The sequence below is a fragment of the Lysinibacillus odysseyi 34hs-1 = NBRC 100172 genome, assembly GCF_001591965.1.
Lineage (GTDB): Bacteria > Bacillota > Bacilli > Bacillales_A > Planococcaceae > Lysinibacillus_B > Lysinibacillus_B odysseyi.
Genome location: NZ_BCVX01000003.1, coordinates 172793 through 195418 on the forward strand (window position 1 = coordinate 172793; position 22626 = coordinate 195418).

A 22626-nucleotide genomic window follows, 5' to 3' on the forward strand; every position below is an offset into this window, starting at 1 on the left:
TTTACTATTCCTTGCTTATCCATTGATGTGATTCATTTCTTTTATTACACTTAAATGGGGATAGGGGGAATGAAGATGACACAAACCAATATAGATCACCAAGGGGAGCTGACAGAAGAGGAATTTCTGGAGCTTGTGTTAGAAGAGCAGCAAAAAGCTTTGGAGGAAGAACGACAGCGCAAGCTAGACGGATATAATAAGCCAAATAAACAGAAACCCTTTGCCCGCCTTCTCGTATGGATGATTGCACTTGCCCTCTTCTTTAATAGTTTTGCTATCTTGCTAAATATATTTTCGATTCCTGCGGTGGAATTTATCAAAGTTTCCACCAGATTATCTGCACAGGAAGACATTAAACAATACAAGAAAGCTGTTGTCGAAGTATCCACTGGGAGCAGTAAGGGTACAGGATTTGCTATTTCTGAAGATGGTTTGATTCTAACAAACCATCACGTCATTGACCGTGCGCTGCAATTGACAGTCGTCTTTCCGGATGACGGCATTTATGAGGCGGAAGTTATTGCCGCCTATCCAGAGATCGATACGGCGCTAATAAAGGTCGAGGGAACAGATTTGCCATACCTCGACATTGCCAATAACTATCATTATAATGCTAATGAACATGTCTACTTTATCGGAAATCCCCTTTATTTCACAGGAATTGCAAATGAGGGAACGGTTCTTGACTGGGTACAGTTAGATGATTGGGAGGAGCCGGTCATGATGATGCAGGCACCTATTTACAAAGGAAACAGCGGCAGTCCTGTCATTAGAGAAAAAGGCGAAGTCGTAGGCATAGTCTTTGCCACATTAAATACTGATGAGCATGGCAAGGTCGGTTTGTTTATACCAATTGATGCCTTTCATCAGGCTTATCAATAGAAGAAAAGAGGAACGGACATGCAACTGCAATTTTTAGGGACTGGTGCCGGTATGCCATCTAAGGAGCGTAATGTTACTTCCATTGCCCTTAAATTATTGGACGAAATCGGCAGCATTTGGCTTTTTGACTGCGGAGAAGCGACCCAGCACCAGATTTTACAAACAGCGATTAAACCTCGCAGAGTTGATAAAATTTTCATCACCCATATGCATGGGGATCATATTTATGGTCTTCCCGGCTTTTTGGGTTCCCGCTCTTTCCTTGGCGGAGAATCTCCGCTGACAATTGTTGGACCAGCAGAGGTAAAGGATTTTGTTGAGGCAACCATTCGTTATTCCAAAACTCATCTTACGTATCCTATTCACTTTGTAGAAGTTCAAGAAGGTGTCGTCTATGAAGATGAACACTTTATTGTGCACGCAAAAAAACTGCAGCATGTAATCGACTGTTTTGGTTATCGAGTGGAGCAAAAAGACCTCCCCGGCCAATTGCTTGTAGACAAAGTCCAAAAATTTGGTGTTCCGCGGGGACCACTTTATCGCGAGCTGAAATCCGGGCGCGATATAACACTTGAAGACGGGGCAATCGTGAGAGCAGCAGATGTTCTAAGTGAAGCAAAAAAAGGCTTTACGGTCACTATTCTTGGTGATACAAAGTATTGTAATACCTCTATTGAGCTTTCAAAAGAAGCGGATATTGTCGTACACGAGGCAACATTTGATTCCTCCACCACTGATTTAGCAGCTAGCTACGGGCATTCTACTAATACCGAGGCGGCATCAATAGCCAAGCTGGCTAATGCAAAGAATCTTATCCTCACTCATCTCAGCGCCCGTTTCTTAAAGGCAGATATTGAACGGCTAGTTAATGAAAGCCAGACTATCTTCCCTTCTACCTTTGCAGCAGATGATTTTGCGTTATTTGAGTTAAAAAACAGCACACTTATGAAACAATGAAAAGTGGTGTAAAAGTTGGTAAACAAACTTTTGCGCCGCCTCACTATGGTGCATTTAAGATTCACCGTCCTGACAGGGAAAGCTAAAGGAGCAGTTGTCCTTTGACGACTGCTCCTTTAGCTAATATTGTCCTGATTATTTTAGGTAATCTACAAAATCAACGGGTACATATGTTTTGATCGGTTCAAGCAAGGAAGGTGCAGCTTTAAATTCGCTGTCTTTTCCATTATGAACAAATGTTTTTGTTCCGCGAGTAATCGTGATGGATGTATCGTCTTTTGAAAGTACCGCTCCTTTACCTGTTGACTCAACTTTCCAGCCAAGCTGCTCTGCTACAAGGCGAAGCGGGATCATTTTTACACCATCTACTTCATAAAAGTCCTTTTCAATTATCTCATCTACAGACTTGTTATTGCCCTGTTCTACATCATAGCTTAAAACGATTACCTTAGAAGGCGCTGTTTGGGCAGGAATACTTCTTGTTGAGGCTGTGTAGAACACGGCTGCATTTGCTTCTGCTACATCCTCAGCATTCAGCTTTGTACCTGACAAGTTTTCAATTACTGTTTCTTCCGACAGGTTTAATTTCAGCTTTTTACCCGTATATTCCTTATCAAACTCATCAACTTCTACGAATCCCGGTTCAGTTGTTTGAACAACAATCAACTCTGGCGAATATTGAGGCGGATAAATCATGATCATTGGTTTTTCAGCATCCACAAAAGCTGTAAATTCCATCCCTTCTTTTAACTCCACCGGGTTACCGAGATTATCCACTACAACAGTTCTTTCATCTGCTACAATAGCAAAAATTTCCTCTCCCTTTTCAATAAGAGAATAGACTGATCCGTTTGTACGTTCTTCAAATGACTGGAACTTCCCAGTTAGTTTTAGGAATTTTTCCTGTACTTGCTCTGCTTCTTCATTAGCTGCCGATACATCCTGGGATTGTGCGAATGCTGTCGGAGCGATTGCCCCTGTCAGTAGTGCGAATGATAATGCGATTGGAATGTTTCTTTTCATCATGTACGTCTCCTTTTTATTTGTATTCAAAGGATTGGTCGCCCAGCTTTCAAAAAGGTTACAATTTTTCAGCTTCTTCCTCCGTACACTCCCATAGAACCCCATTCACCCAGAAGCAGTTTTAGCAGGAAAGTATTCGTTTCATACATGATTGACCCGGCATTAGAGAGAGAATCCTCTGCTCCTATGATGGAGAAAGACTAGAAACTCTATTCACTAAACACCGAGGGATACTTCCTTAAAACGACTTAGTTTAAACAAGTCTATATCGTATTGGCATTCATCCCCACAGATCATTTGACTAATTATTTCTCCAATTACACTGGCAAATTTAAATCCATGCCCGGAAAAGCCCGAAGCTACTATAATATTCGCAGACGATGATAATCGATCAATAATGAAATGTTCATCTGGAGTCATCGTATACTTGCATACTCTTCCTTCCTTTAAAGGCCCTACGTGAGGCATATAGTCATCGATAAAATTATCTAAATCTCCTGCATCCTTTTCATTAAAAGAATCAAGCACCTCATCCGGATTAATCGGTTCTCCACCATCATGCCGCCCTATTTTATAACCGGCCCCATCAATACTCGGGAATCCATAATAGCATGCATCCCTCAACTCAAACGCAAAGGCCGGAAAAGCCAGATCACCATATAATTGTTCGTCCGCTTCATACCAGGCAAATGTTTTACGGATGGGCGACAGCGGAAGTGGAACATCTATTGATTCCAAAAGCTGTTTTGTCCATGCCCCACTGCTGATAACACATTGTTCAGCGGTGAATGTGTGGGTATCCGTTATTACGGTCACACTATCTCCCGTTATAATTTGTCGAACCGGTTCGTTAAAATAAAAAGAAGCCCCCAGTTCAATTGCCCGAGTTTTATAGGCCTCCACACATTTTTCAACCTTGAGGATGCCCGAAGTCGGCTCAAAAGCTGCTATCATATTATCTGGTAGACTAATACCTGGCCACCGCTCCATTACTTCTTCGGATGACAGCACTTCAAGCGGCAACTCATACTTTCTCGCACTTTCAATGACCGTTTGGATAAATGGATTATTATGATCCCCTACATTAATAACTCCTGTCTGCAAAAACAGTTCTTCATCTACTTGGGCGGCAAGTTCCTCCCAAAGATGGGCTGCCCGAAGAGCTAAAGGAACATAAGCCTCCCCTTCCCCATAGGCATAACGGATAATACGCGTTTCACCATGATGGCTGCCATTTATATGTGGCGGTTCATACGCATCTATACAGCAGACCGTTTTGCCCGCTTTCGCTAAAAAATAGGCTGCTGCCATTCCGATCGAGCCAGCGCCAACAATAATGCAATCGAACTTCATCTTCTCACTTCTTTCTACAGGAAAAGGAGCTGTCCAGAAAATCGGAACTTTCGGGACAGCTCTGCCTTTTTGATAAATATTTACTTAAAATAATGTTCCTGTTTCGTTCCCATATTACCAGCCTTGTTGGGAGCGTCACAAAATAGCTATTTTAGAAACCCTTGCTTAACATTATTCTTCGCCGGTTGCTGCCTCATGCTCGGTAATCCAGTCACTGAAGCTGCCAACATACAGTTTGACATTTTCGTAGCCTGCTTCCTTCAAAACAGTATAAAGCGGAGAGGCTGTTACACCAGAACCACAATAGACAACTACTTCCTGATCTTTAGAGATTACGGCCTCTAAATTATCCGCTACTACAAGATGGCTGCCATCCTTTACCTGTTCCCAATCGTAATTTTTGGCAGTCGGGATGTGTCCGGCCACCGGATCAATCGGTTCATGTTCTCCTCTGTAGCGAATGGCTGCGCGGGCATCAAGCAATACAGAAGATTTCTCTCCATCTACTACTGCTTTGACAAAATCGCGGTTCGCGTATATGTTTTCCTGCCAGTTCGGAATCAGCTGTGTCCGATCAAATGATTCCTTATTCGAAGTTGTTGCATAACCAGCCTGCTTTAGTGCTTCAAATCCGCCGTTCACTATCTTTACATTGGTAAAGCCCGCATAAGTTAGCATCCACCACGCACGCGGAGCAAAAGGTGTCCCGCCTTGATCATAAATATAAATCCGGTCACCGAGCGAAAGCCCTGCCGCTTCAAACAAATCATGAAGCTGTTGTTTTTCAGGCATCGGATGCCGCCCTTCCTTTTTTGCCATGTCTGACAAATCCTTTTCCAGGTCAAAATAGACTGCCCCTGCAATATGTTCCTTGTCGTACAGCTTACGCCCTTCTAAAGCATCGGTCAGATTAAACCGCGTATCGATAAATCTTGCCGGTGTTTCCACTTTCTCCACTGTTACAAAAACATTCCCCATCATGAACACTCCCTATTGTTGAAGTTGTGCGTAGATTTCTTTCCATGCAGCCAGGCGGCTTTCTTCCTGCAGCAGCATGCGCTCTGTTTCAATTTGCTCGGTCGCCTGGTCAAGCACATGCAAGCGTAAGTTCTCTGCTTCTTTTGCAATAAACTCCATTGCCCATTGCTGCAGATGGTTTTTCTCGCCTTCCACATATACTTGGGCATCCGGCTTCGTCAGGCTTTCAAGGGCATCTTTTAGCTGTTCTTTTTCATTTTTCTCAAAGAAAGCCTTTTGATTTTTATAGTAGGATTTTACACTTGCATATTTGGTACGGTCTGCAAAAGGTCCTGTAAAATCAAGAATGCTCGGCTCCTCCGGTTCATAAGCAAGGAAGGAGAAGCTATTATTGAACTCTTTCAGATTTTGGGTATCTTCTTTGAAGCGCTCCTTCATTTTCTTTTGAATAAACTGTGCCAGACGGAAGTTCGTTACTCGCATTTCCTGTGCAAAGTCAAAGCTAAGCGCCTGAAGCACTTCTTTTAAGGCTGTATCGAGCGCCTGTTGCGCCGGCAGCTGTGCAAACGTTGACGGATTGTATGATTCACGGAAGAAATCAGGATAACGGTAGTACACACGCTGCATCACGTAGTACAGCAGCTCATCCAACTCCTGCTTTGCATCTGATTCAAGCATTGCTGTATTCGTTGACTGATACGTTTTGCGTATATGCTGCTCCAGCTGTGCAAGCTCCTCAAGACGCTCATCTTTCCGTTTCAAGTTTTCTTCCGTTTGCAGGATAAGATCCCGCAGACGAACATGTGTCTTTTCTACTTCCTCATGAAGTGCCTGCACAGCAATTCCCATCAATTCATCATTCAGGAAGTGATGGAACGCTTCTTCAAAAGGTGCCATACCAGACTTATGATCTGCCTGCTCCTGCTTCTCCTTCAGTGCCATTAAACTGGACACCCCGTACAAACGAGGGAATCGAATACCAAAGCGCTGAAGCTCTGACCTTACATAGCCTTTTACTTCCTCGGCCTCTTCCTCTGTTGAAGCAAGGTCAATCGCATTCACGATAAAGAACATTTTATCCAGCTCAAAAGCATCCTTTACACGCCCAAGCTGGATAAGGAATTCCCTGTCTGCTTTGGCAAACGCATGATTATAATACGTAATGAACAAAATTGCATCTGCATTTCGAATATAATCAAATGCAACACCTGTATGGCGGGCGTTGATTGAGTCAGCCCCCGGCGTATCAACTAGTGTGACACCCATTCGTGTAAGCGGTGAATCATAGTAAAAATCAATATTATCTACGAAACAGGATTTATTTTCCTGTGCAACAAACTTTTCAAAAGCCTCACGTCCTACCCGAATAACCGTACCAAGCTTGTCCTTAAACTCCTCGTATCCTTCAGCATATGCACGAATGAAGGATTTATGGACATTCAGGCGTTCATCCGATAACTGTACAGCCAAGCCTTCTGAAGAACGGCTGAATGCTTCTTCCAATGAACCTACCTGTAGACCGATTGCTTCATAAGAGCCTTGAATATCTTCAAGAAGCTGTGCTGCTGTCTTTAGTTGCACGTCAGCCGTTTCGTGAGGATGCTCTGGTGTCACTGGACGGATTTTATTAATCGCAGCCGTTGTTGGGTTTGGAGATACAGGAAGTACTTTGGAGCCCATCAAAGCATTCGAGAAGCTGGATTTTCCGGCACTAAACGCACCGAACAAGGCAATAGTAAAGTCCTTCTGCTGCAGGCGCTCTACTTTTTTTGTCAAATAATTCGCGACTTCCTTGAAGCCTTGGACATTTCCTACTGCCTGGGCCGTCTTCAACGCATTGGCAACAACTGCCTCCGTATTATGTGATGTACTCGCCTGTACTTGAGCGTCTTCCTCGATGATTTCCTGCTTTTGTTCTTTCGGTGCAAGCATCGAATCCTCAAATGGCCGGATATCCGCCAGCGCCTGCTCATAATCTGTGTGCCATGCTGCAACCTGTGTTTTAGCAGCTGATCGTACTTCCTTAGAGCTTTGCTTCATTTGCTGATCACTGAACTGCTTTTGTTCATCTATTGCCTGAATTTCCTTGATTGCTTGGATCTTATCTTTCATGGCATTGATCTTCAACTGTACAGGTGCTGCTGCTTCTGCGGCAACCTGCTTCAGTACATTCTGCTGTTCATCTTTCCAGGCATCTGTTTCACGAACGAAAAAGCGTTTTGTCGCTTCTGCTACCCGGTTAGCGAAGTTTAACACGGCATCTCCTGTCACCATGACATTACTTTGAACCTGGTCTTCAATTACCGAGAACGGGACATCAAACGACCGTGCATCAATTTCTGCCGCACGTTCATCTGTTAATGCACCTACATCTTTTAATGCTTGCTTCATTAATGATTTCAAATGTCCAGTAAGCTGAGATTGTAAAATCGTTTGGTAGCTGGCATTTGCATCCTCAATACGCCGCTGTTTTTCTTCTTCTGTTTTCTTTTTAGCAGAGAAAAAGCCTCCCACTTTAAAGCCCTCTTGGCGGGATTCTAGATAAGATCGCAGTTTTTCCCGGAAATCTGCCGGGATGATGGCCGCATTGTCCAAAATATCCTTCCGCTGTGCCTCAAACCGGTCATTCCATTGCTCAAAAGAAAATAACTCCGTTTGCCTTGTGAGCTTTCCATATTGCTCCAGCAGATCTTCCCGGTGCACCCAATCATCCTCAGATAACAGCTCCTGATTGTCTTCAAACAGGCTTTCCTTTTCTTCAGCTAAAAATGCCTCGTGCTCATGATGAAGCTTCACCAGTGTATTTTTCGCTGTCGAGATAAGCTGTTCCTGCCAATCTCCCATAGAATCCATAACAATTTTCTTTACTTTCGCAAAATCGTTATGCGGGTGATCCAGTGCTTTTAAGGATGTAAAGAAGATATCCTTTGGGTAGACCCCCCAAGCGGCAAATGAATTATGTACCGATTGTTTGAAATCCTCAAATGAGAGCTCAGCATCACGGTGCTTATCAATTTGGTTGACTATTAAATAAACATTTGAATTGTATTTCATCAATTGCTTTGTAAATTGGAAGTTCAGCTCAGACTGTACATGATTGTAATCCATTGTATAAAATACGACGTCTGCAATATGCAGTGCCGATTCAGTGCTCATTGCATGGGCATCATCTGTCGAATCAACCCCGGGCGTATCCATTACTGTTACACCTGGTGGCAGGCTTGATGTACTATGTCCAATTTCTATTTGGGAGACAAGATCCCCATTTTTACTCAACTCTTTTACCTGTTTAATGTCATAACCAGCCTCAAACTTTACCGGCTTTTCATTATGTAAATATAAGATTGCAAAATCCTCTTCCGATTTATGAACCTTTACAATATTGGCGCTCGTCGGAATGGGGCTTGTCGCCAAAATGTTCTCTCCGGATAAAGCATTAATCATACTTGACTTCCCTGCTGAAAAATGCCCGGCAAACCCGATCACATACTCTTTTTGCAGCAGCTTCCGCGCAAATAGATGAAGCTTTTCCATTCTTTCTGTATCTTTGTTTTCTTTGTAAATTGTATATTGAAGAGAAGATTGCTGAAGCAATTCTTCAATTTGTCGATCTAAAGCATCCATTATTTCTAATGCCCCTTTGTTTAAAATTTTGTCATAATGATATAGTAACATGGATACGCTTGAAAATCGGCTAAAAATTATTCATTCGCCTACTTTTCTATAACTTTAGCCTTTTATATAAAGATCATGAGGAATCTAAAAAGAAAATCCTTATTTATGTCGAAAATTGTTGGTATTGTATGGTAATATCAGTATGTTACGTCCATTCATCCTGTTGTTTGTTCTATACATTACGAACTTTCGCATGATAAAATGGGAAAAATAGTTAGGAAAAGGGTGCATTAGTTTATGAGTACAACAATCCACATCCAAACCATTTTAAATGGAACCGTTCATGCTTTGAAAACGCTTCTGCCTATGAATATGAATATTGCATCCCCCTCCCTTGCAGGTGAACCATATATTCAACAGGAGATGGGTGTATTAATCGGGCTGATTGGAGGTTTAAAAGGACGGGTCATCATTGATGGCTCCCCAACTGTATTTAGCAATATTGGCTCAAGCATGTTCGGCATGCCCTTAGAAGGAGAAATGCTGGAATCCTTCACAGGTGAATTTGGTAATATGATTGCCGGCAATCTTTGCACACATGCTGGACAAAATAATTTAGAACTTGATATTACACCCCCGACTGTGATGGTCGGTAACACAAAATTATACGGTTTCCAGCACGCATTCCGTATCCCTGCTACAATTGAGGGCATTGGAGACATTAACATCTTATTGACGATTGATGAAGAGTAGCAAAAGCAAGATAAACCAGGAATTCCTATACATAGAACAGGTGGAGTCAATAGCTGATTCCACCTGTTTTTTTACTTATAACTCCCCTCTTTTTTCACATTTTCTTCATAAAATATCCCTTTCTGTGTGATTTTTCTCACATCCTCCCTTCATTAATTTCTATATTATGAAGGCAAGTATTACTCCAATAAAATTTGTTAGGAGGTCGCACCATGGCACATAAGAAAAAAGCTGCAGATAACTTAAAAGGTACGCTTTATATGACATTTGCTGTTGGCTTTGTCATCATCATCATCTGGGCTTTTTGTTTTGGGTTATTTACCGATCGATTCTAGTCAAATTGATAAATCCGCTTAAGAAAGAGGGGAATTTTTCATGCACATACATAAGTATGAAAAATGGTGGCTTGTGTTCGGCTGTGCCACTTTAGTAGCATTTTTAGTCATTTTAGCCATTGGGGCATTCCATAATGGTACACACCCAAATGAAGGGAAAATAACAGTCGATTATGAAAATGTCGACAGCATTAAACCGTTCGATAATCCGGGTGTTCATAAAGTTGAAGGTAAGGAGTGGGATTACGAGGTGGTGCTTGTCGCCTCCGCATTCAGCTATAACCCGAATGAAATTGAAGTGCCACTTGGTTCTGTCGTGAAGTTTTACGCGACGACAAGAGATGTTATCCATGGGTTTGAAATTGCCCAGACGAATATTAATATGATGCTGGAGCCGGGATACGTTTCTGAATATGTGGCAGAAATGAATAAAGCCGGCGAATATTTGATCGTATGTAACGAATACTGCGGTACAGGACATACATATATGTACGGTACGCTAAAGGTGGTGGATGAAAATGCACAAAACAATTGATGAATATGGAAAAGTAGAAGAAAAGGAAACAGCTTTGGTAGAAAAAGAGGAGAAATCCCCTTCCATGAAACAAAAATTAACAGCGAGCTTTATCCGTGTAGATGGAAAAGATGCAAAATTAGCTATGGCTCATATGTACGTTGCATTTATAGCCCTATTATTAGGAGGTCTTGCCGGATTGCTCCAGGTGCTGGTCCGTTCTGGTGAATTTACCTTACCGCTTGGCATTAAAATTGGTTACTATCAGGTCCTAACTGTTCATGGTATTTTACTTGCACTTATATTAACAACATTCTTTATTATGGGCTTTCAAATCGCCTCTATTAGCCGAACAGCCGGCGCATTCACGAATGTACAGCGGAAAATCGGATGGACAGGTTTCTGGTTAATGTTGGTTGGTACAGCTGCTGCTGCTGCCATGGTTCTATTGAATAAAGCAACGGTCCTGTATACATTTTACGCGCCGCTAAAGGCACACTGGATCTTCTATCTCGGCCTGGCATTAGTCGTTGTAGGCTCTTGGCTGCTATGCATTATGCAAATTTTGAAATATTACCGATGGAAAAAGGAAAACAAAGGACAGACTTCCCCACTCCTTACTTATATGGCTGTCGTAAATTCAATTCTGTGGATCACATGTTCTTTAGGTGTGGCAGTTGAAGTTCTGTTCCAGCTTCTTCCTTGGTCATTAGGGCTTGTTGAACGCGTTGATATACTGTTATCCCGTACACTATTTTGGTATTTTGGCCATGCTTTAGTATATTTCTGGCTGCTTCCTGCTTATATGGCCTGGTATGTTGTCGTACCAAAGGTAATCGGCGGACATATTTTCTCTGATGCACTTGCCCGCTTATCTTTCATCCTGTTCCTGCTATTCTCGTTCCCTGTTGGTATTCATCACCAGCTGACTGAGCCAGGAATTGAAGGGTTCTGGAAATTTGTTCAGGTAGTATTAACATTCTTTGTTGTTATTCCATCGCTCATGACTGCCTTCTCGCTCTTTGCTACATTTGAAATGCGTGGACGCGAGCTTGGCGGTAAAGGCGTACTCGGCTGGTTTAAGAACCTTCCTTGGGGAGATGCCCGCTTTTTAGTGCCATTTATCGGTATGGTTGCATTTATTCCAGGCGGCGCCGGCGGAATTGTCAATGCTTCCTACCAAATGAACCAACTGGTACACAATACAATTTGGGTAACAGGACATTTCCACTTAACGGTGGCAACTGCAGTTGCGCTGACATTCTTTGGTGTCGCTTTCTGGCTGATCCCGCATTTAACAGGCCGTACTCTAACACCGAAACTGAACTATTTAGGAAATGTATCGGGGATTTTATGGGGAATCGGTATGCTTATCATGTCGCTTTCAATGCATCTTGCCGGCTTACTTGGGGCGCCTCGCCGCTCTGAATACTCTACTTACGGCGGAGCTGAAATGGCTTATGACTGGATTCCTTATCAAATTGCACAGGCCGTTGGAGGAACAATATTATTTATTGCCATCCTGGTTATTATGTATATCGTTGTCCAGTTAATATGGTTTGCGCCTAAGGGGGAAGAGGAATTTCCTGTTGCTACAGTAGCTCCTGGTGCAGAAAAAACACCTGCTATTCTTGAAAACTTTAAAATATGGGGTGTCATTTTAGTAGCATTAATTGTCTTTGCTTATACGATGCCGATTATAGATATTATTTCAAATTCTCCTGCCGGCTCAAAAGGCTTTATGCCTTGGTAATAAAAATGCTCCTTCCCGGAAATTTGGGAAGGAGCATTTGTTTATAGTTGGTACAGTTTTGTATATTTTTCTTTTAAATAGTTTGCAAGATAAGCTGCATTCAGCCCTTCTCCAGTACCTTCCTGCAATAATTCAAACGGTTTTTTCAACGCCCCATATTGGTGGACCCTTTCCGTCAACCATTCACGGATCGGCTGTAGGTTGCCTTCTGCACACAGCTCATCGAAATTCGGGATATCCTTATCCATTGCTGCCTTCCACTGTGCAGCATACATATAGCCCAGCGCATAGGAAGGGAAGTATCCGAAGCTCCCGCCGCTCCAGTGCATGTCCTGCAGAACACCTTCTGCATCATTTTTCGGACGGATACCCAAATAGGCTTCATATTTATCATTCCATACTTTCGGGAGGTCTTCTGCTTGAAGGTCCCCGTCAAATAATTCACGTTCAATTTCATAACGGATCATAATATGAAGCGGGTACGTCAACTCGTCTGCCTCGATTCTTATAAATGAAGGTTCAACATAGTTAATTGCCTGTAGGAAATCTTCTACTGCCACATCTCCAAACTGCTGTGGTGAATATTTTTGCAGAAGCTTGAAGTTATGCTTCCAGAACTCCTCATTACGCCCGATGAAATTCTCGTAAAATAGAGATTGTGATTCATGAATTCCCATAGACGTTCCAGTGGATAATGGCAGTCCGTTTAATTTTGGGTCGATATTCTGCTCATACAGCGCATGTCCACATTCATGGATTGTACCAAAAATAGCAGAACGGAAATCATTTTCATCATATTTTGTTGTTACACGGATATCCCCGCTGTTTAAGCCAATCATAAACGGATGGACTGTTTCATCCAGACGTCCGGCTTCAAAATCGTAGCCGAGCTGCTCCAGAATTTCGAGAGACGCTGCACGCTGCCCTTCTTTCGGGAAATGTTTAAATAAGATGGACGTATCCGGCTTGTTTGGTGATTCATTGATTGCTTTCACTAACGGTACGATTGTTTCACGAAGCTGGCCAAACACCCGGTCTAAAATATCTGTCGTCATTTCCGGCTCATATTTGTCTAAAAGCGTATTGTATGCAGAGCCATTTTTAATACCCCAGTACTGAACGAATTTCTTTTGGTATTCTATGATTTGTTTTAAATAAGGCAGGAATAACTGGAAGTCCGCTTTTTCCTTTGCCTCTTCCCAAACCGCCTCTGCCTTTGATTGAAGGATCACATATTCCTTATATTCATCTGCAGGAATTTTTTTCGATTCATCATAGGATTTCTTTACTTCCTCATAAAGGCGTTTCGTAACGAAGTCCATCTCTTCTTTCGAAATTTCCTCCAGTAAACGTCCTAGTTCTTCAGAAGTTTCCAAAGCAAAGACTTCGGCTGATAAAGTACCTACCACTTCTGCCCGCTGAGCAAGTCCTTTCTTCGGGGCACCCGTGCGCATATCCCAATAAATCACAGATAAAGCTTCTTGATAATTTTGAATTTTCTTTACATAATTTATAAATTGTTGTTTTACTGACATTTAAAAACAACCCCCTTTCCCCTATTATAATTCGTACTTCGAAATAAGACTACCTGTTAAATAGATGGTCTGCTTTTTATTCTGCTCTTCACCTAATTATTCTGGAATTATAGCTTATTAATTTCCTCTATCCACTGCAGAATTCTTCTTGTGCGAGTCAGGTTCACAGGCGGTCTGCCTGTTTGAAAGAAATCTATAATATGCTCAAGAAGCGAGGCATAATACGGCTTTTCCATTTTCCAGAACTGAAGGATAATCGGCTCATCTTTGTAATGGACGACACCGCCAAATTTATCATTCCACTTATATTCCCCACGGAAAATGACTTGCCTTCCATCTTCAAATTGCATTAATAAAATCTCATAATCCCCATACTTTTGTCTTGTGAAGCTCTCTACCTCCGCATTGAATACTTCATCAATCCACTCCAGTGTATGAATGCCATACCAGTAGTACCCTGGCATTTTATCTTGAAAAGGAAGAGGCCCAAATGCATAGAGCGATTTCACCTCATTTTTCTCAAAACTTTTCAGTATGTCACTGAATCGAAGGCTGGATGAGGAAAACACAGGTGTGCCGAATGTATCAGCCAGTTCCATCATCCGTTCAAAGGATGATATGCTGATAGTCATCGGTTTATCAATATAAACAGGTTTTTGAAATGCAGCAATCTTTTCGAACCAATCTAAGTGATTGCTTCCATCGATTGTTACGATCATCCATGCATCTACTTTTTCATTTAGCTTTTCTATTTCTTCATAACAAGGAATATGGAAAGCTTCTAGTAAGTTTTCAAAATAGTGAGCGCGATCTTTGCTGATTTGCATATCCTCTGAACAAGCTTTAATATAACCTACGAAGCTCGCTTCCGGATGATAATAACAATTTGTCACATCGTGCAGCATATGAGCAAAAATAGCTACATGTGTTGTATCGTTCCCAATTAACCCTATTTTCATTTTAATCAATCACCTCTAAATTTATAGCATTGACGTGGCCTGCCTCTATCATTTACTTTTTCAAGACCACTCCACTCGACTATTCCATTATCAATCCAGCCGGAAATAATTCGATTTGCAGTCCTTTTTGTCACTTTTAATACATTTGCCACTTCATCTGAGGTGAAATGGTTCAGCTCATTTTTTGCTACATACATTTTCAACAGCTCTATTTGCTTTATCTTAAACTTCCCCTTCTCGCTTGGCCCGTTTAACTGATATACAGTTGGTGCTTGAAGCTCGAGAGGACCTATTACATGCCTTTTTTCATTTACTATGAAGGCTGTATTCGCTGCATATTGCTGACACTGGCGATGGGCCAGGTCGGCATGAAAGACGGCGGACGGAATTGAAATACCAAAACCAATACCAATATGCAGCATATGATTTTTAATGTTCTTTATTTCTTTTAAAATATTCAATACTTTATAGCCTTCTGTTACTCTTTCAAATTCGCCGCGCTGGACAATAAAATGATATTCTTGATCGGACATTCGAAAAATATGTCCATTCATTTCCTCAATGTAGCTATACAAATCCCTTTCCAGCTTTTCCTTTCGCAGTAAACGCTGCTTCTGTGTCAAACTTTCATTTATTGGAGATATCGTCGTAAGTTTTCCAAATACGATTTGGTTTTCACGCTGCCGCCGCTGCGAGGAAGAGAGCATCATTCGTTCAATACAAACGATAATATCTTCCTTCGTTGGCTTCAGCCATACGACAGGGATACCCACCCTAGCCAGTGCTTCCTCTACTTTTTTCAGCGACGTAATAACACCGAAATTATTTTTTTCTCCTTTCACTTCTAGATGACGCTGAATAATTCTATCAAGCTCCATAAAACTATTGAAATATTCAAATGATTCAAACGATATTCCATCAATACTTGACATGGCTGTCTCTATATATTGTTCGGAGATGCCGTCAATGCTTATAAACCGAATATCCCGATTCCTCGTTAAATGAAATAAAGCCTCATACAGCCCCGCTCCCTTTAACGGAATGTAATAGCTTTCAATGTGTAGTTTCATTGACTGCTGTACTAATTGATACGTGGCACGGCTGGAATATAAGAGGCAGTCTACCTCTTCTGCCAACTCGCGCGTAAAAGCAAGTGCATCATAGATCTCGTCTGATAAAAGGTATTGTACCTCTAAATGAGGAAACATGGCAAAACATCTTTTAATTGTTTTTTCAATCCAAAGAGGGCCTATGAACCCAACCTTTAGCATATATCTCACATCCTCCAAAACAAATAATCGAATGGTTTAATGATAAACCATTCGATCAGTATTTGTTAAATTGGGAGAGTTTCTTTTACTAAAAATTGATGGACAAACTTATCATCATGTAAATGTGGATATAAAGCATATACTTCATCAATCAGTTCCGCCTGCCCGTCACTCATTACTTCCTTTTCACTTATACATATATTTGTTGTAAGCATGCCTTGTCTTTTCAATACTTCGTTAATCCCTGCGATACTTCCTTTAAATTCATTCCCGGCATCGAAAAAGGCGGCATTAGCATGTGTGATCTGCTGGGCAAGCTTCATCCATTTGACATCGATGGCATTATACTCCCGCTCTCTTTTAATCTCATGGAATAGTTCAACTGCTTTTGACGTCCAAACAGCCCAATGTCCCAAAAGACCACCCACAACTCGTTTTTGCTTTATTACACCGTCTATCTCCTCTTCAAATACGGTAAATAAATCATGGATGATCGAGTCGTCATTTCCTGTATACAACGCTATCTCATCAGCTCTGCTAGATCGCATGATGGCACGTGCAACATCAATCGTTAAATAACGGTTAAATGGTGCTGCCTTTATCGCATGGATATGTGGGATTTCACAAAACTGCTCCCAGTATGCTTTACTGAAAATTCTCCCTCCTACAGCTGGCTGCAAGTAAAAACCGATTACAGGGATAATGGAAGCAACTTCCCTGGCACGCTCAAGCAATTGCGACTCGTCGACATGTGATAACCCATTATTGCTCAAAAGGACAAGATGATAACCTAATTCCTTCGCAAGCTGTGCTTCTTTTTTTGCCTGCGCTACATCTCCGCTCACACCTGCCACTTTTATAAAATCTTCTTTAGCATGTTTTTCTATTTCTTCATGAGCCAGCCTTAGCACTTTTTCATACAATGAAAAATCATCATGTATTTCAAATTGTGTTGTATGCACCCCTACTGCTATCCCGTCTGCTCCTGAGGCAATATAATACCTCGTTAGCCTTCGCTGGGAAGCTTCGTCCAAACTTTTATCTTGCAATAATGCAAGCGGATGTGCCGGAATGAAGGAGCCGGTTAAAAGTTTCTCTTTAATGGCTGTATCTAACATTAGAACTGCCCCTTTCGCTCTTGGAAATGTGTTGGTTTATTTAGCAGCTCTCCCTCGTTTTCAATCCAGTGGGCAATCAGCTCTATCATTTCCCGCACGGAAACAGAAGGGTAACCAAATGCCTGGTGTGCTTTGGATGAATTGCTGAGCAGGGCTGTATCTGCTTCTTCTCCGATAATTTTTACTTCCTTTCCAAAGCGCTTCCCGAATTCCTTGGCGAGCCAACGAACAGACAGCGTTTCCGGGCCTGTTGCGTTAAAGATTACAGGAGGCGACGCGGCATGCAGCAATGCACGAATTGCATACTCATTAGCACTGCCCTGCCATATAACATTCGCGTGCCCCATCGTCACATCCACAGGTTCTTCTGTATAAACGGAACGAGCGATTTCAACTAGCACCCCATACCGTAAATCAATTGCATAATTCAAACGGAAAAGTACCATTTTCGTCTGGTGTAAATGCGAAAAATAAGTAAATATACGCTCCCTCCCGAGGGAAGACTGCCCATACTCCCCTACAGGATTAGGTAAAACCGATTCGTCACAGCCCCCCATCTTTACTTCCGTCAACGGGTAAACATTCCCAGTAGAAAAAACAACAATCCGGGAATCCTTATAATGTTCGGCTACTCGTCCGGGCAGATAGCTGTTCATTGCCCATGTAAAATGCTCATTACCCTGTGTCCCGAATTTGTTTCCTGCCATATAAATGACATTTGGTACAACCGGCAGCTTCTTCATTTCTTCCTCATTCAATAAATCACACGCAATCGTTTCAATTCCCTTTTTATTTAGCTGCTGCTCTAATGTGCCGTCTGAAAATCTTGATACGCCTATTACCTTTTGCTTTGTACCTGCAGCATCAATTGCATTTTTTAATAAATAGGCAAGCGTGGGCCCCATCTTTCCCCCAATTCCTAGAATCATGAAATCCCCTTCCAATTTCTTCATGTCAGCTATTAATGCCTCGGAAGGAACCGACATATATTGTTCGATCTGTTCTACTGTATCAATCATTTTAGTGTCTCCTTTTTTATTAAGATAAGAAAATTGTTTTAAAGTTATTGATTGCCAGGTAAAGCAGCACAATGAGCCCTATAATGCCTAGTGCATTGCTGAATATCCCATTTTTTAAATCGCCCATAACTTCCCTGGTATTTGCAATAACTAGAATAGCTACCGCAATGAACGGCACGACAAAAATTGTAATACCTTGTGCAAATGTAATAAGATTCACCGGGTTTCCATTGAAAATCAATGCAACAGCCGAACCGAAAACCATAACAGCAATTATCGCTATTTTCACTTTCATAGACGATAATTTATGTCCTAATCCCATACCATCGGCAAGAAGTCCTCCTCCGATTGTTGCATTGCCGACTAAGGAAGAATAGGAAGCGCCGAATAGACCAAGTACAAATACAAATACCGCAAAGCCGCCAAATGAAGGCCGCAGTATTTCAGCCATTTCAACGGCATTGTTGACGACAATTCCTTCCGCCTTTAATACAGTCGCAGCTGTTATCATGATCAAAAAGGAAATGAAGCCTAACAAAAAAATGCCGAACAGCGATTCCATCATGCTCGTTTTCGCTTCCTCCCTCACTACGCCCTTTTCCCGTACTAAATAGGATTGATAAAGTGCTCCTACAATCGAAAACGAAGTAGCGAACAACGCAACAACAAGCCCCATGCTGCCGTCAGGAAATTGAGGAATAAAACCGGAAAAAATATTGGTTACGGAAGGTTTGATCACGATTACCGTAATAAGGAATGCCAGCAGCATGATCATAACGAGTACAAGCATTAATTTTTCTAGCACATGATAAAATTGGGAAGAGAACAATAAAGCGATTGCTAATAAAGTTCCTACTACAATCCATACTTTCGCATCCAACCCTGTTACTGCTTCAATCGCAATCCCTGTACCTATCGCATTTCCTGCCTGAAAAGATGCGCAGACGAGAAACGCCCCTATCCCGATGAAGACACCTGCAGGTTTTCCCCACTTTTGATTGACCAGGCTGATGAAGGATTCTTTTCCTGCTATCCCGATACGGGCACTCATCTCTGTATAGCATGCCATTAAAATAACTGCTGCCACTAATGTCCATACAAGCTGTGCCCCATAAATCGCTCCAATTTTGGAGGACAGCGTAATCGAACCGGGTCCAAGTACTAAAGCGGATGTAATTAGACCGGGACCTAGTATTTTTAGAAATTTTGATAACCCGCTCTTTTTACCGGCTGTCATCTCTGTCGGAACTTCACCTTTTGTAACCATCTCTTTTACCCCCTTCTATTGTTCTGAATTTTCTTTCTTTAATATTATTAAAAAGCCCATGTTTTTAACATGACCTAAAATGGTCTTTAATTGCCTTAGATAACAAGCCGATTGTTTGTATGCTCCACGACGGTCCTTATTCATATTGAAAAAAGATAAAGTAAAGGGACATTCTCCTCCGGGGGTTCTTTTGGTTCATTAAGTTTCTTTCACCTTCTCCTCAACTGCTGTAGAGTTTTTTTATATAACGAATTATTGGTGAAAGCCCGTATCTATAGCGCGAAATAATTGCTTTTATATTTACTATTGGCGGGAAATATAGTTATTTACGAGTGATTCAGGAAGTCTCATGATTTTATAAGAAGCAAGTATGGCAGGAGAATGATCATGATTATAAATTGAAGATAAAGAGGGCTTTATGCAGGTTAACAATTACATAGAGGTTGCTTTTTCGGAGGTAATTAACGGAGTTGTTCTTTTATAAATTAATAAATCATAATGTATATAAAAATTATGTAAAGGAGACATCGCGTGTTAAAGAAAACATCCTTTAAATTGATTCTCCCTTTTCTTGCTGCAACAATCATTTTATCGCCCCTGCTCATTCATTCTTCAGCAGAAACTATTGAAACTTCGCTGTCCTCAACAATAAAATCCAATACAGAACTACAATATTACATCGACAAATATAAACCGTTAGTTATGAATATTACTGATGAATTACGAAATAATGGTTATTCTGTGGTGGTCGATTATTCGCTTTCATCCGATGAGAAAATCGAATTATTAATCAAAACCAGTGAAAAAAATACTAAAAAAACACTCGAAGCAATCTCGCAGATAATTGAGAATACGATAAATGAAAACAAATTTACTCCCTCATCATTTAGTATGACTATAACAAATTACTATGAGCCAGCCGAGAACACAAATACTTCATCTATAAGATTAAGTTACAACGACTTAATTGGATATATCGGGGAAGAGTTATTTGCTAAATATGATGTAGCCTTAAGTTTACATTATGAAGTTTCAAGTAAAAAAACAAAACTCGCTTTAAGTTTACCAGTCAATTTTTATATTAATAATGAAGAAATACAAGATGTAATGCTTGATCTAATCAAACAACATAAATTCAGCCCCCATATCTTCCAAATTGAGATTACGCATAATATAAATATAATGCACTAAAATCAACCTTTCGGATAAATCTCTATTCATTCCAGCGTAATCATCTATCTGAAAAAAGGAATGCAAACATTCGCTATGACAATAACCTCCCTACCATCAAAATAAACTGCATAACAGAAAGGGGCAAGATGATAAGTGATATCACGATAGTCATCATAGGCCGCTCTCCATTTGCAGCGCCAAAGAAGTCAACTATCCCTTGAAAGAAGGCGAAAATGGGCAGCTACAAATTAATCATTCACGGATGAAGGGAAAAAGCCGGCTCTGTCTTTTCCTGCACGAAAGCAAAGACTAGACAGACTCCCACACAGCAAATAGCTAGAAAAAATGCCCTGGTATTCACTCTTTGTTGCCAAATAGCCACCTACATATCGTTCATCTTCTAATAATCGAATTATCTTTAAGCTGCTGGTTTGGAATAAGCCTATATCATTTTCTTTCTTTAATCTTCTATAAATACGTCCTTTTGTTGAAAAACTTGGAAGTAAAGAAGACCTCTTCCTTTCAGCTCGTTAACATCCAAATTTTTTAATAATCAACAAACTTAATACTAATTAATCAAAAGAGCTTGCATTTTCCGGATGGTCATCATATAATGAAATCAGTCATCATTAATAAACAAAATGATTATTATTGATTGTAAAAAAAATAAAAAAAGAAAAAGATGAACTGATAGAGAGAACTGCACAAGTAAGGAGTTTTACAATATGTCTAACGAAAAAGCATTACAACAATATGATGTAAAAAAATACCGTACACCAGATGGCTACACAAGTGATATCGCTGTGTTCACCATTACGTCTGAACAAAAAGAAGTGTTCAAACCTGCAGAGATGGAGCTAAAGCTGATGCTTATCCAACGGAGCGCTTTAGATTCAGAAGGAAGGCCTAATATAGAAGCTTCTAAATGGGCATTGCCGGGAGGTTTTGTGGAAGAAACGGAATCCGCCTTTGAATCTGCACAACGAGAATTAATGGAGGAAACCGGTGTTACAGGTATCCACTTGAAGCATTTCGGTGTATATGATAAGCCAGGGCGTGATCCTAGAGGATGGATTATCACCAATGCTCATTATGCCATTGTCCCTGAAACCAAGTTGGTTCATCGTCAAGCAAATGATGATGCCGATAAAGTAGAGCTATTCACTGTAGAAGAAGTATTAAATTTAGATTTAGCGTTCGATCACCGGGAAATTATCAAAGATGCAATTAAAGCTATCACAAATGACTTATTGCAAACAACGGTGGCTCGCAACTTCCTCCCTGATCACTTTACTTATTCGGAATTACAGGCTGTCTTAATGACCGTTACAGATGACCCTGCTATCCATTTGAAACAGTCTTTCCAGAGAAAAATAAAGATGCTGCCGTTTATTGAAGAAGTACCTGGCGAAACGACAAACCGAACTTCTAAAAAACCGGCTAAGCTTTATCGGTTTAACGATGTGGAAGTTGGAAGTTCTATCTATACACGGGCTTACTAATTTTTTTAGAGTTATTAATCAACAATAAGTTTATTGTTTACTATTATAAAGGAGTGGTTAAAATGAAACGTGCTTTATTAAATATCGATTATACAAATGATTTTGTCGCTGAGGACGGTGCTTTAACTTGTGGCGTTCCCGCTCAAAACATTGAATCAAACATTATTAAGTTAACAAAAGCATTTATCAAAGAAAAGAGTGAAGTGATCTTCGCTATCGATTTACACAATGAGAATGATCCTTATCACCCAGAAACAGCTCTTTACCCGCCGCATAATATTGTCGGGACGAAAGGAAGAGAGCTGTATGGAGGGCTTAAAGCTATTTTTGAAAATGTATCAGAGGAAGACGAAAAGTATATACGTTGGATAGATAAAACAAGATACAGCGCATTCGCTGGTACGGATTTAGCAATCTATTTACGGTCTCGCGGAGTGGAAGAAATTCATATTTGCGGTGTGGCCACCGATATCTGCTGTCTACACACAGCAATCGATGCCTACAATCTTGGATTTAAAATCGTTATGCATTCTAATGCGATGGCAAGTTTCAATCCTATTGGCCATGAATGGGCACTGCAGCATTTCGAAAAAGCATTAGGGGCAAAGGTTATTTAACA

Annotated in this window: 19 protein-coding genes; 9 read left to right on the plus strand and 10 right to left on the minus strand. The window is 41.0% G+C overall.

Features of this window, described 5'->3' with window-relative positions:
* Positions 1 to 75: 75 nt before the first annotated feature.
* Complete coding sequence (locus BOD01S_RS05970; protein WP_036158422.1) at positions 76 to 882, plus strand: S1C family serine protease; 807 nt, start codon at positions 76 to 78, stop codon at positions 880 to 882.
* An 18-nt stretch (positions 883 to 900) separates the two neighbouring features.
* Positions 901 to 1839 carry a ribonuclease Z gene (gene rnz, locus BOD01S_RS05975; protein WP_036158419.1) on the plus strand — a complete coding sequence of 313 codons (939 nt, stop codon included), beginning with the start codon at positions 901 to 903 and terminating at the stop codon, positions 1837 to 1839.
* Between the two features lie 135 nt (positions 1840 to 1974).
* Here the strand turns inward: rnz and BOD01S_RS05980 are convergent, their stop codons facing one another.
* The 4 genes from BOD01S_RS05980 to BOD01S_RS05995 form a co-directional block, all read right to left on the minus strand.
* Complete coding sequence (locus tag BOD01S_RS05980) at positions 1975 to 2862, minus strand: copper amine oxidase N-terminal domain-containing protein (RefSeq protein ID WP_036158416.1); 888 nt, start codon at positions 2860 to 2862, stop codon at positions 1975 to 1977.
* A gap of 216 nt (positions 2863 to 3078) precedes the next feature.
* Positions 3079 to 4215: an N-methyl-L-tryptophan oxidase gene (solA, locus tag BOD01S_RS05985; protein WP_036158413.1), complete on the minus strand. Its 1137-nt coding sequence runs from the start codon at positions 4213 to 4215 to the stop codon at positions 3079 to 3081.
* 171 nt (positions 4216 to 4386) lie between these two features.
* Positions 4387 to 5193 (minus strand): sulfurtransferase, encoded by an 807-nt coding sequence (locus BOD01S_RS05990; protein ID WP_036158409.1) that lies wholly within the window; start codon positions 5191 to 5193, stop codon positions 4387 to 4389.
* Positions 5194 to 5205: 12 nt separating this feature from the next.
* On the minus strand, positions 5206 to 8817 hold the full coding sequence (locus tag BOD01S_RS05995; protein ID WP_036158406.1) for a dynamin family protein: 3612 nt from the start codon (positions 8815 to 8817) through the stop codon (positions 5206 to 5208).
* Between the two features lie 288 nt (positions 8818 to 9105).
* Here BOD01S_RS05995 and BOD01S_RS06000 point away from each other — a divergent pair, with 288 nt between their 5' ends.
* The 4 genes from BOD01S_RS06000 to BOD01S_RS06010 all read left to right on the plus strand — a co-directional run bounded on the left by BOD01S_RS06000 (position 9106) and on the right by BOD01S_RS06010 (position 12163).
* The gene (locus BOD01S_RS06000; protein ID WP_036158403.1) at positions 9106 to 9561 is read left to right on the plus strand and encodes a chemotaxis protein CheX; all 456 of its coding nucleotides are present in this window, start codon (positions 9106 to 9108) and stop codon (positions 9559 to 9561) included.
* A 212-nt stretch (positions 9562 to 9773) separates the two neighbouring features.
* On the plus strand, positions 9774 to 9896 hold the full coding sequence (locus BOD01S_RS23810) for a hypothetical protein (RefSeq protein WP_269845627.1): 123 nt from the start codon (positions 9774 to 9776) through the stop codon (positions 9894 to 9896).
* Between the two features lie 40 nt (positions 9897 to 9936).
* Positions 9937 to 10431, plus strand: a complete 495-nt coding sequence (locus tag BOD01S_RS06005; RefSeq protein WP_036158399.1) for a cytochrome c oxidase subunit II — start codon at positions 9937 to 9939, stop codon at positions 10429 to 10431.
* A gap of 64 nt (positions 10432 to 10495) precedes the next feature.
* Positions 10496 to 12163 (plus strand): b(o/a)3-type cytochrome-c oxidase subunit 1, encoded by a 1668-nt coding sequence (locus BOD01S_RS06010; RefSeq protein ID WP_036159618.1) that lies wholly within the window; start codon positions 10496 to 10498, stop codon positions 12161 to 12163.
* Positions 12164 to 12204: 41 nt separating this feature from the next.
* On the opposite strand, the gene BOD01S_RS06015 is transcribed toward BOD01S_RS06010, so the two are convergent.
* The 6 genes from BOD01S_RS06015 to BOD01S_RS06040 form a co-directional block, all read right to left on the minus strand.
* Positions 12205 to 13698 (minus strand): carboxypeptidase M32, encoded by a 1494-nt coding sequence (locus BOD01S_RS06015; RefSeq protein WP_036158396.1) that lies wholly within the window; start codon positions 13696 to 13698, stop codon positions 12205 to 12207.
* A gap of 107 nt (positions 13699 to 13805) precedes the next feature.
* Positions 13806 to 14657, minus strand: coding sequence for a Gfo/Idh/MocA family oxidoreductase (locus BOD01S_RS06020; protein ID WP_036158393.1), 852 nt, complete (start codon positions 14655 to 14657; stop codon positions 13806 to 13808).
* Between the two features lie 5 nt (positions 14658 to 14662).
* A complete protein-coding gene (locus tag BOD01S_RS06025) occupies positions 14663 to 15928 on the minus strand; it encodes a hypothetical protein (protein WP_036158390.1) in 1266 nt (421 codons plus the stop codon).
* 65 nt (positions 15929 to 15993) lie between these two features.
* Positions 15994 to 17046, minus strand: a complete 1053-nt coding sequence (locus BOD01S_RS06030) for a dihydrodipicolinate synthase family protein (protein WP_036158388.1) — start codon at positions 17044 to 17046, stop codon at positions 15994 to 15996.
* Complete coding sequence (locus tag BOD01S_RS06035) at positions 17046 to 18062, minus strand: NAD-dependent epimerase/dehydratase family protein (RefSeq protein WP_036159616.1); 1017 nt, start codon at positions 18060 to 18062, stop codon at positions 17046 to 17048. Before BOD01S_RS06035 ends, BOD01S_RS06030 begins: the two co-directional genes overlap by 1 nt.
* A 22-nt stretch (positions 18063 to 18084) precedes the next feature.
* Positions 18085 to 19332 (minus strand): Nramp family divalent metal transporter, encoded by a 1248-nt coding sequence (locus BOD01S_RS06040; protein WP_052124981.1) that lies wholly within the window; start codon positions 19330 to 19332, stop codon positions 18085 to 18087.
* A 531-nt stretch (positions 19333 to 19863) separates the two neighbouring features.
* On the opposite strand from BOD01S_RS06040, the gene BOD01S_RS06045 reads away from it, so the two are divergent.
* The 3 genes from BOD01S_RS06045 (at position 19864) to BOD01S_RS06055 (ending at position 22624) form a co-directional block, all read left to right on the plus strand.
* Positions 19864 to 20523 carry a hypothetical protein gene (locus BOD01S_RS06045; RefSeq protein WP_036158384.1) on the plus strand — a complete coding sequence of 220 codons (660 nt, stop codon included), beginning with the start codon at positions 19864 to 19866 and terminating at the stop codon, positions 20521 to 20523.
* Between the two features lie 707 nt (positions 20524 to 21230).
* Complete coding sequence (locus tag BOD01S_RS06050; protein WP_036158381.1) at positions 21231 to 22007, plus strand: NUDIX hydrolase; 777 nt, start codon at positions 21231 to 21233, stop codon at positions 22005 to 22007.
* Positions 22008 to 22069: 62 nt separating this feature from the next.
* The gene (locus tag BOD01S_RS06055; protein WP_036158377.1) at positions 22070 to 22624 is read left to right on the plus strand and encodes a cysteine hydrolase family protein; all 555 of its coding nucleotides are present in this window, start codon (positions 22070 to 22072) and stop codon (positions 22622 to 22624) included.
* Positions 22625 to 22626: the final 2 nt, after the last annotated feature.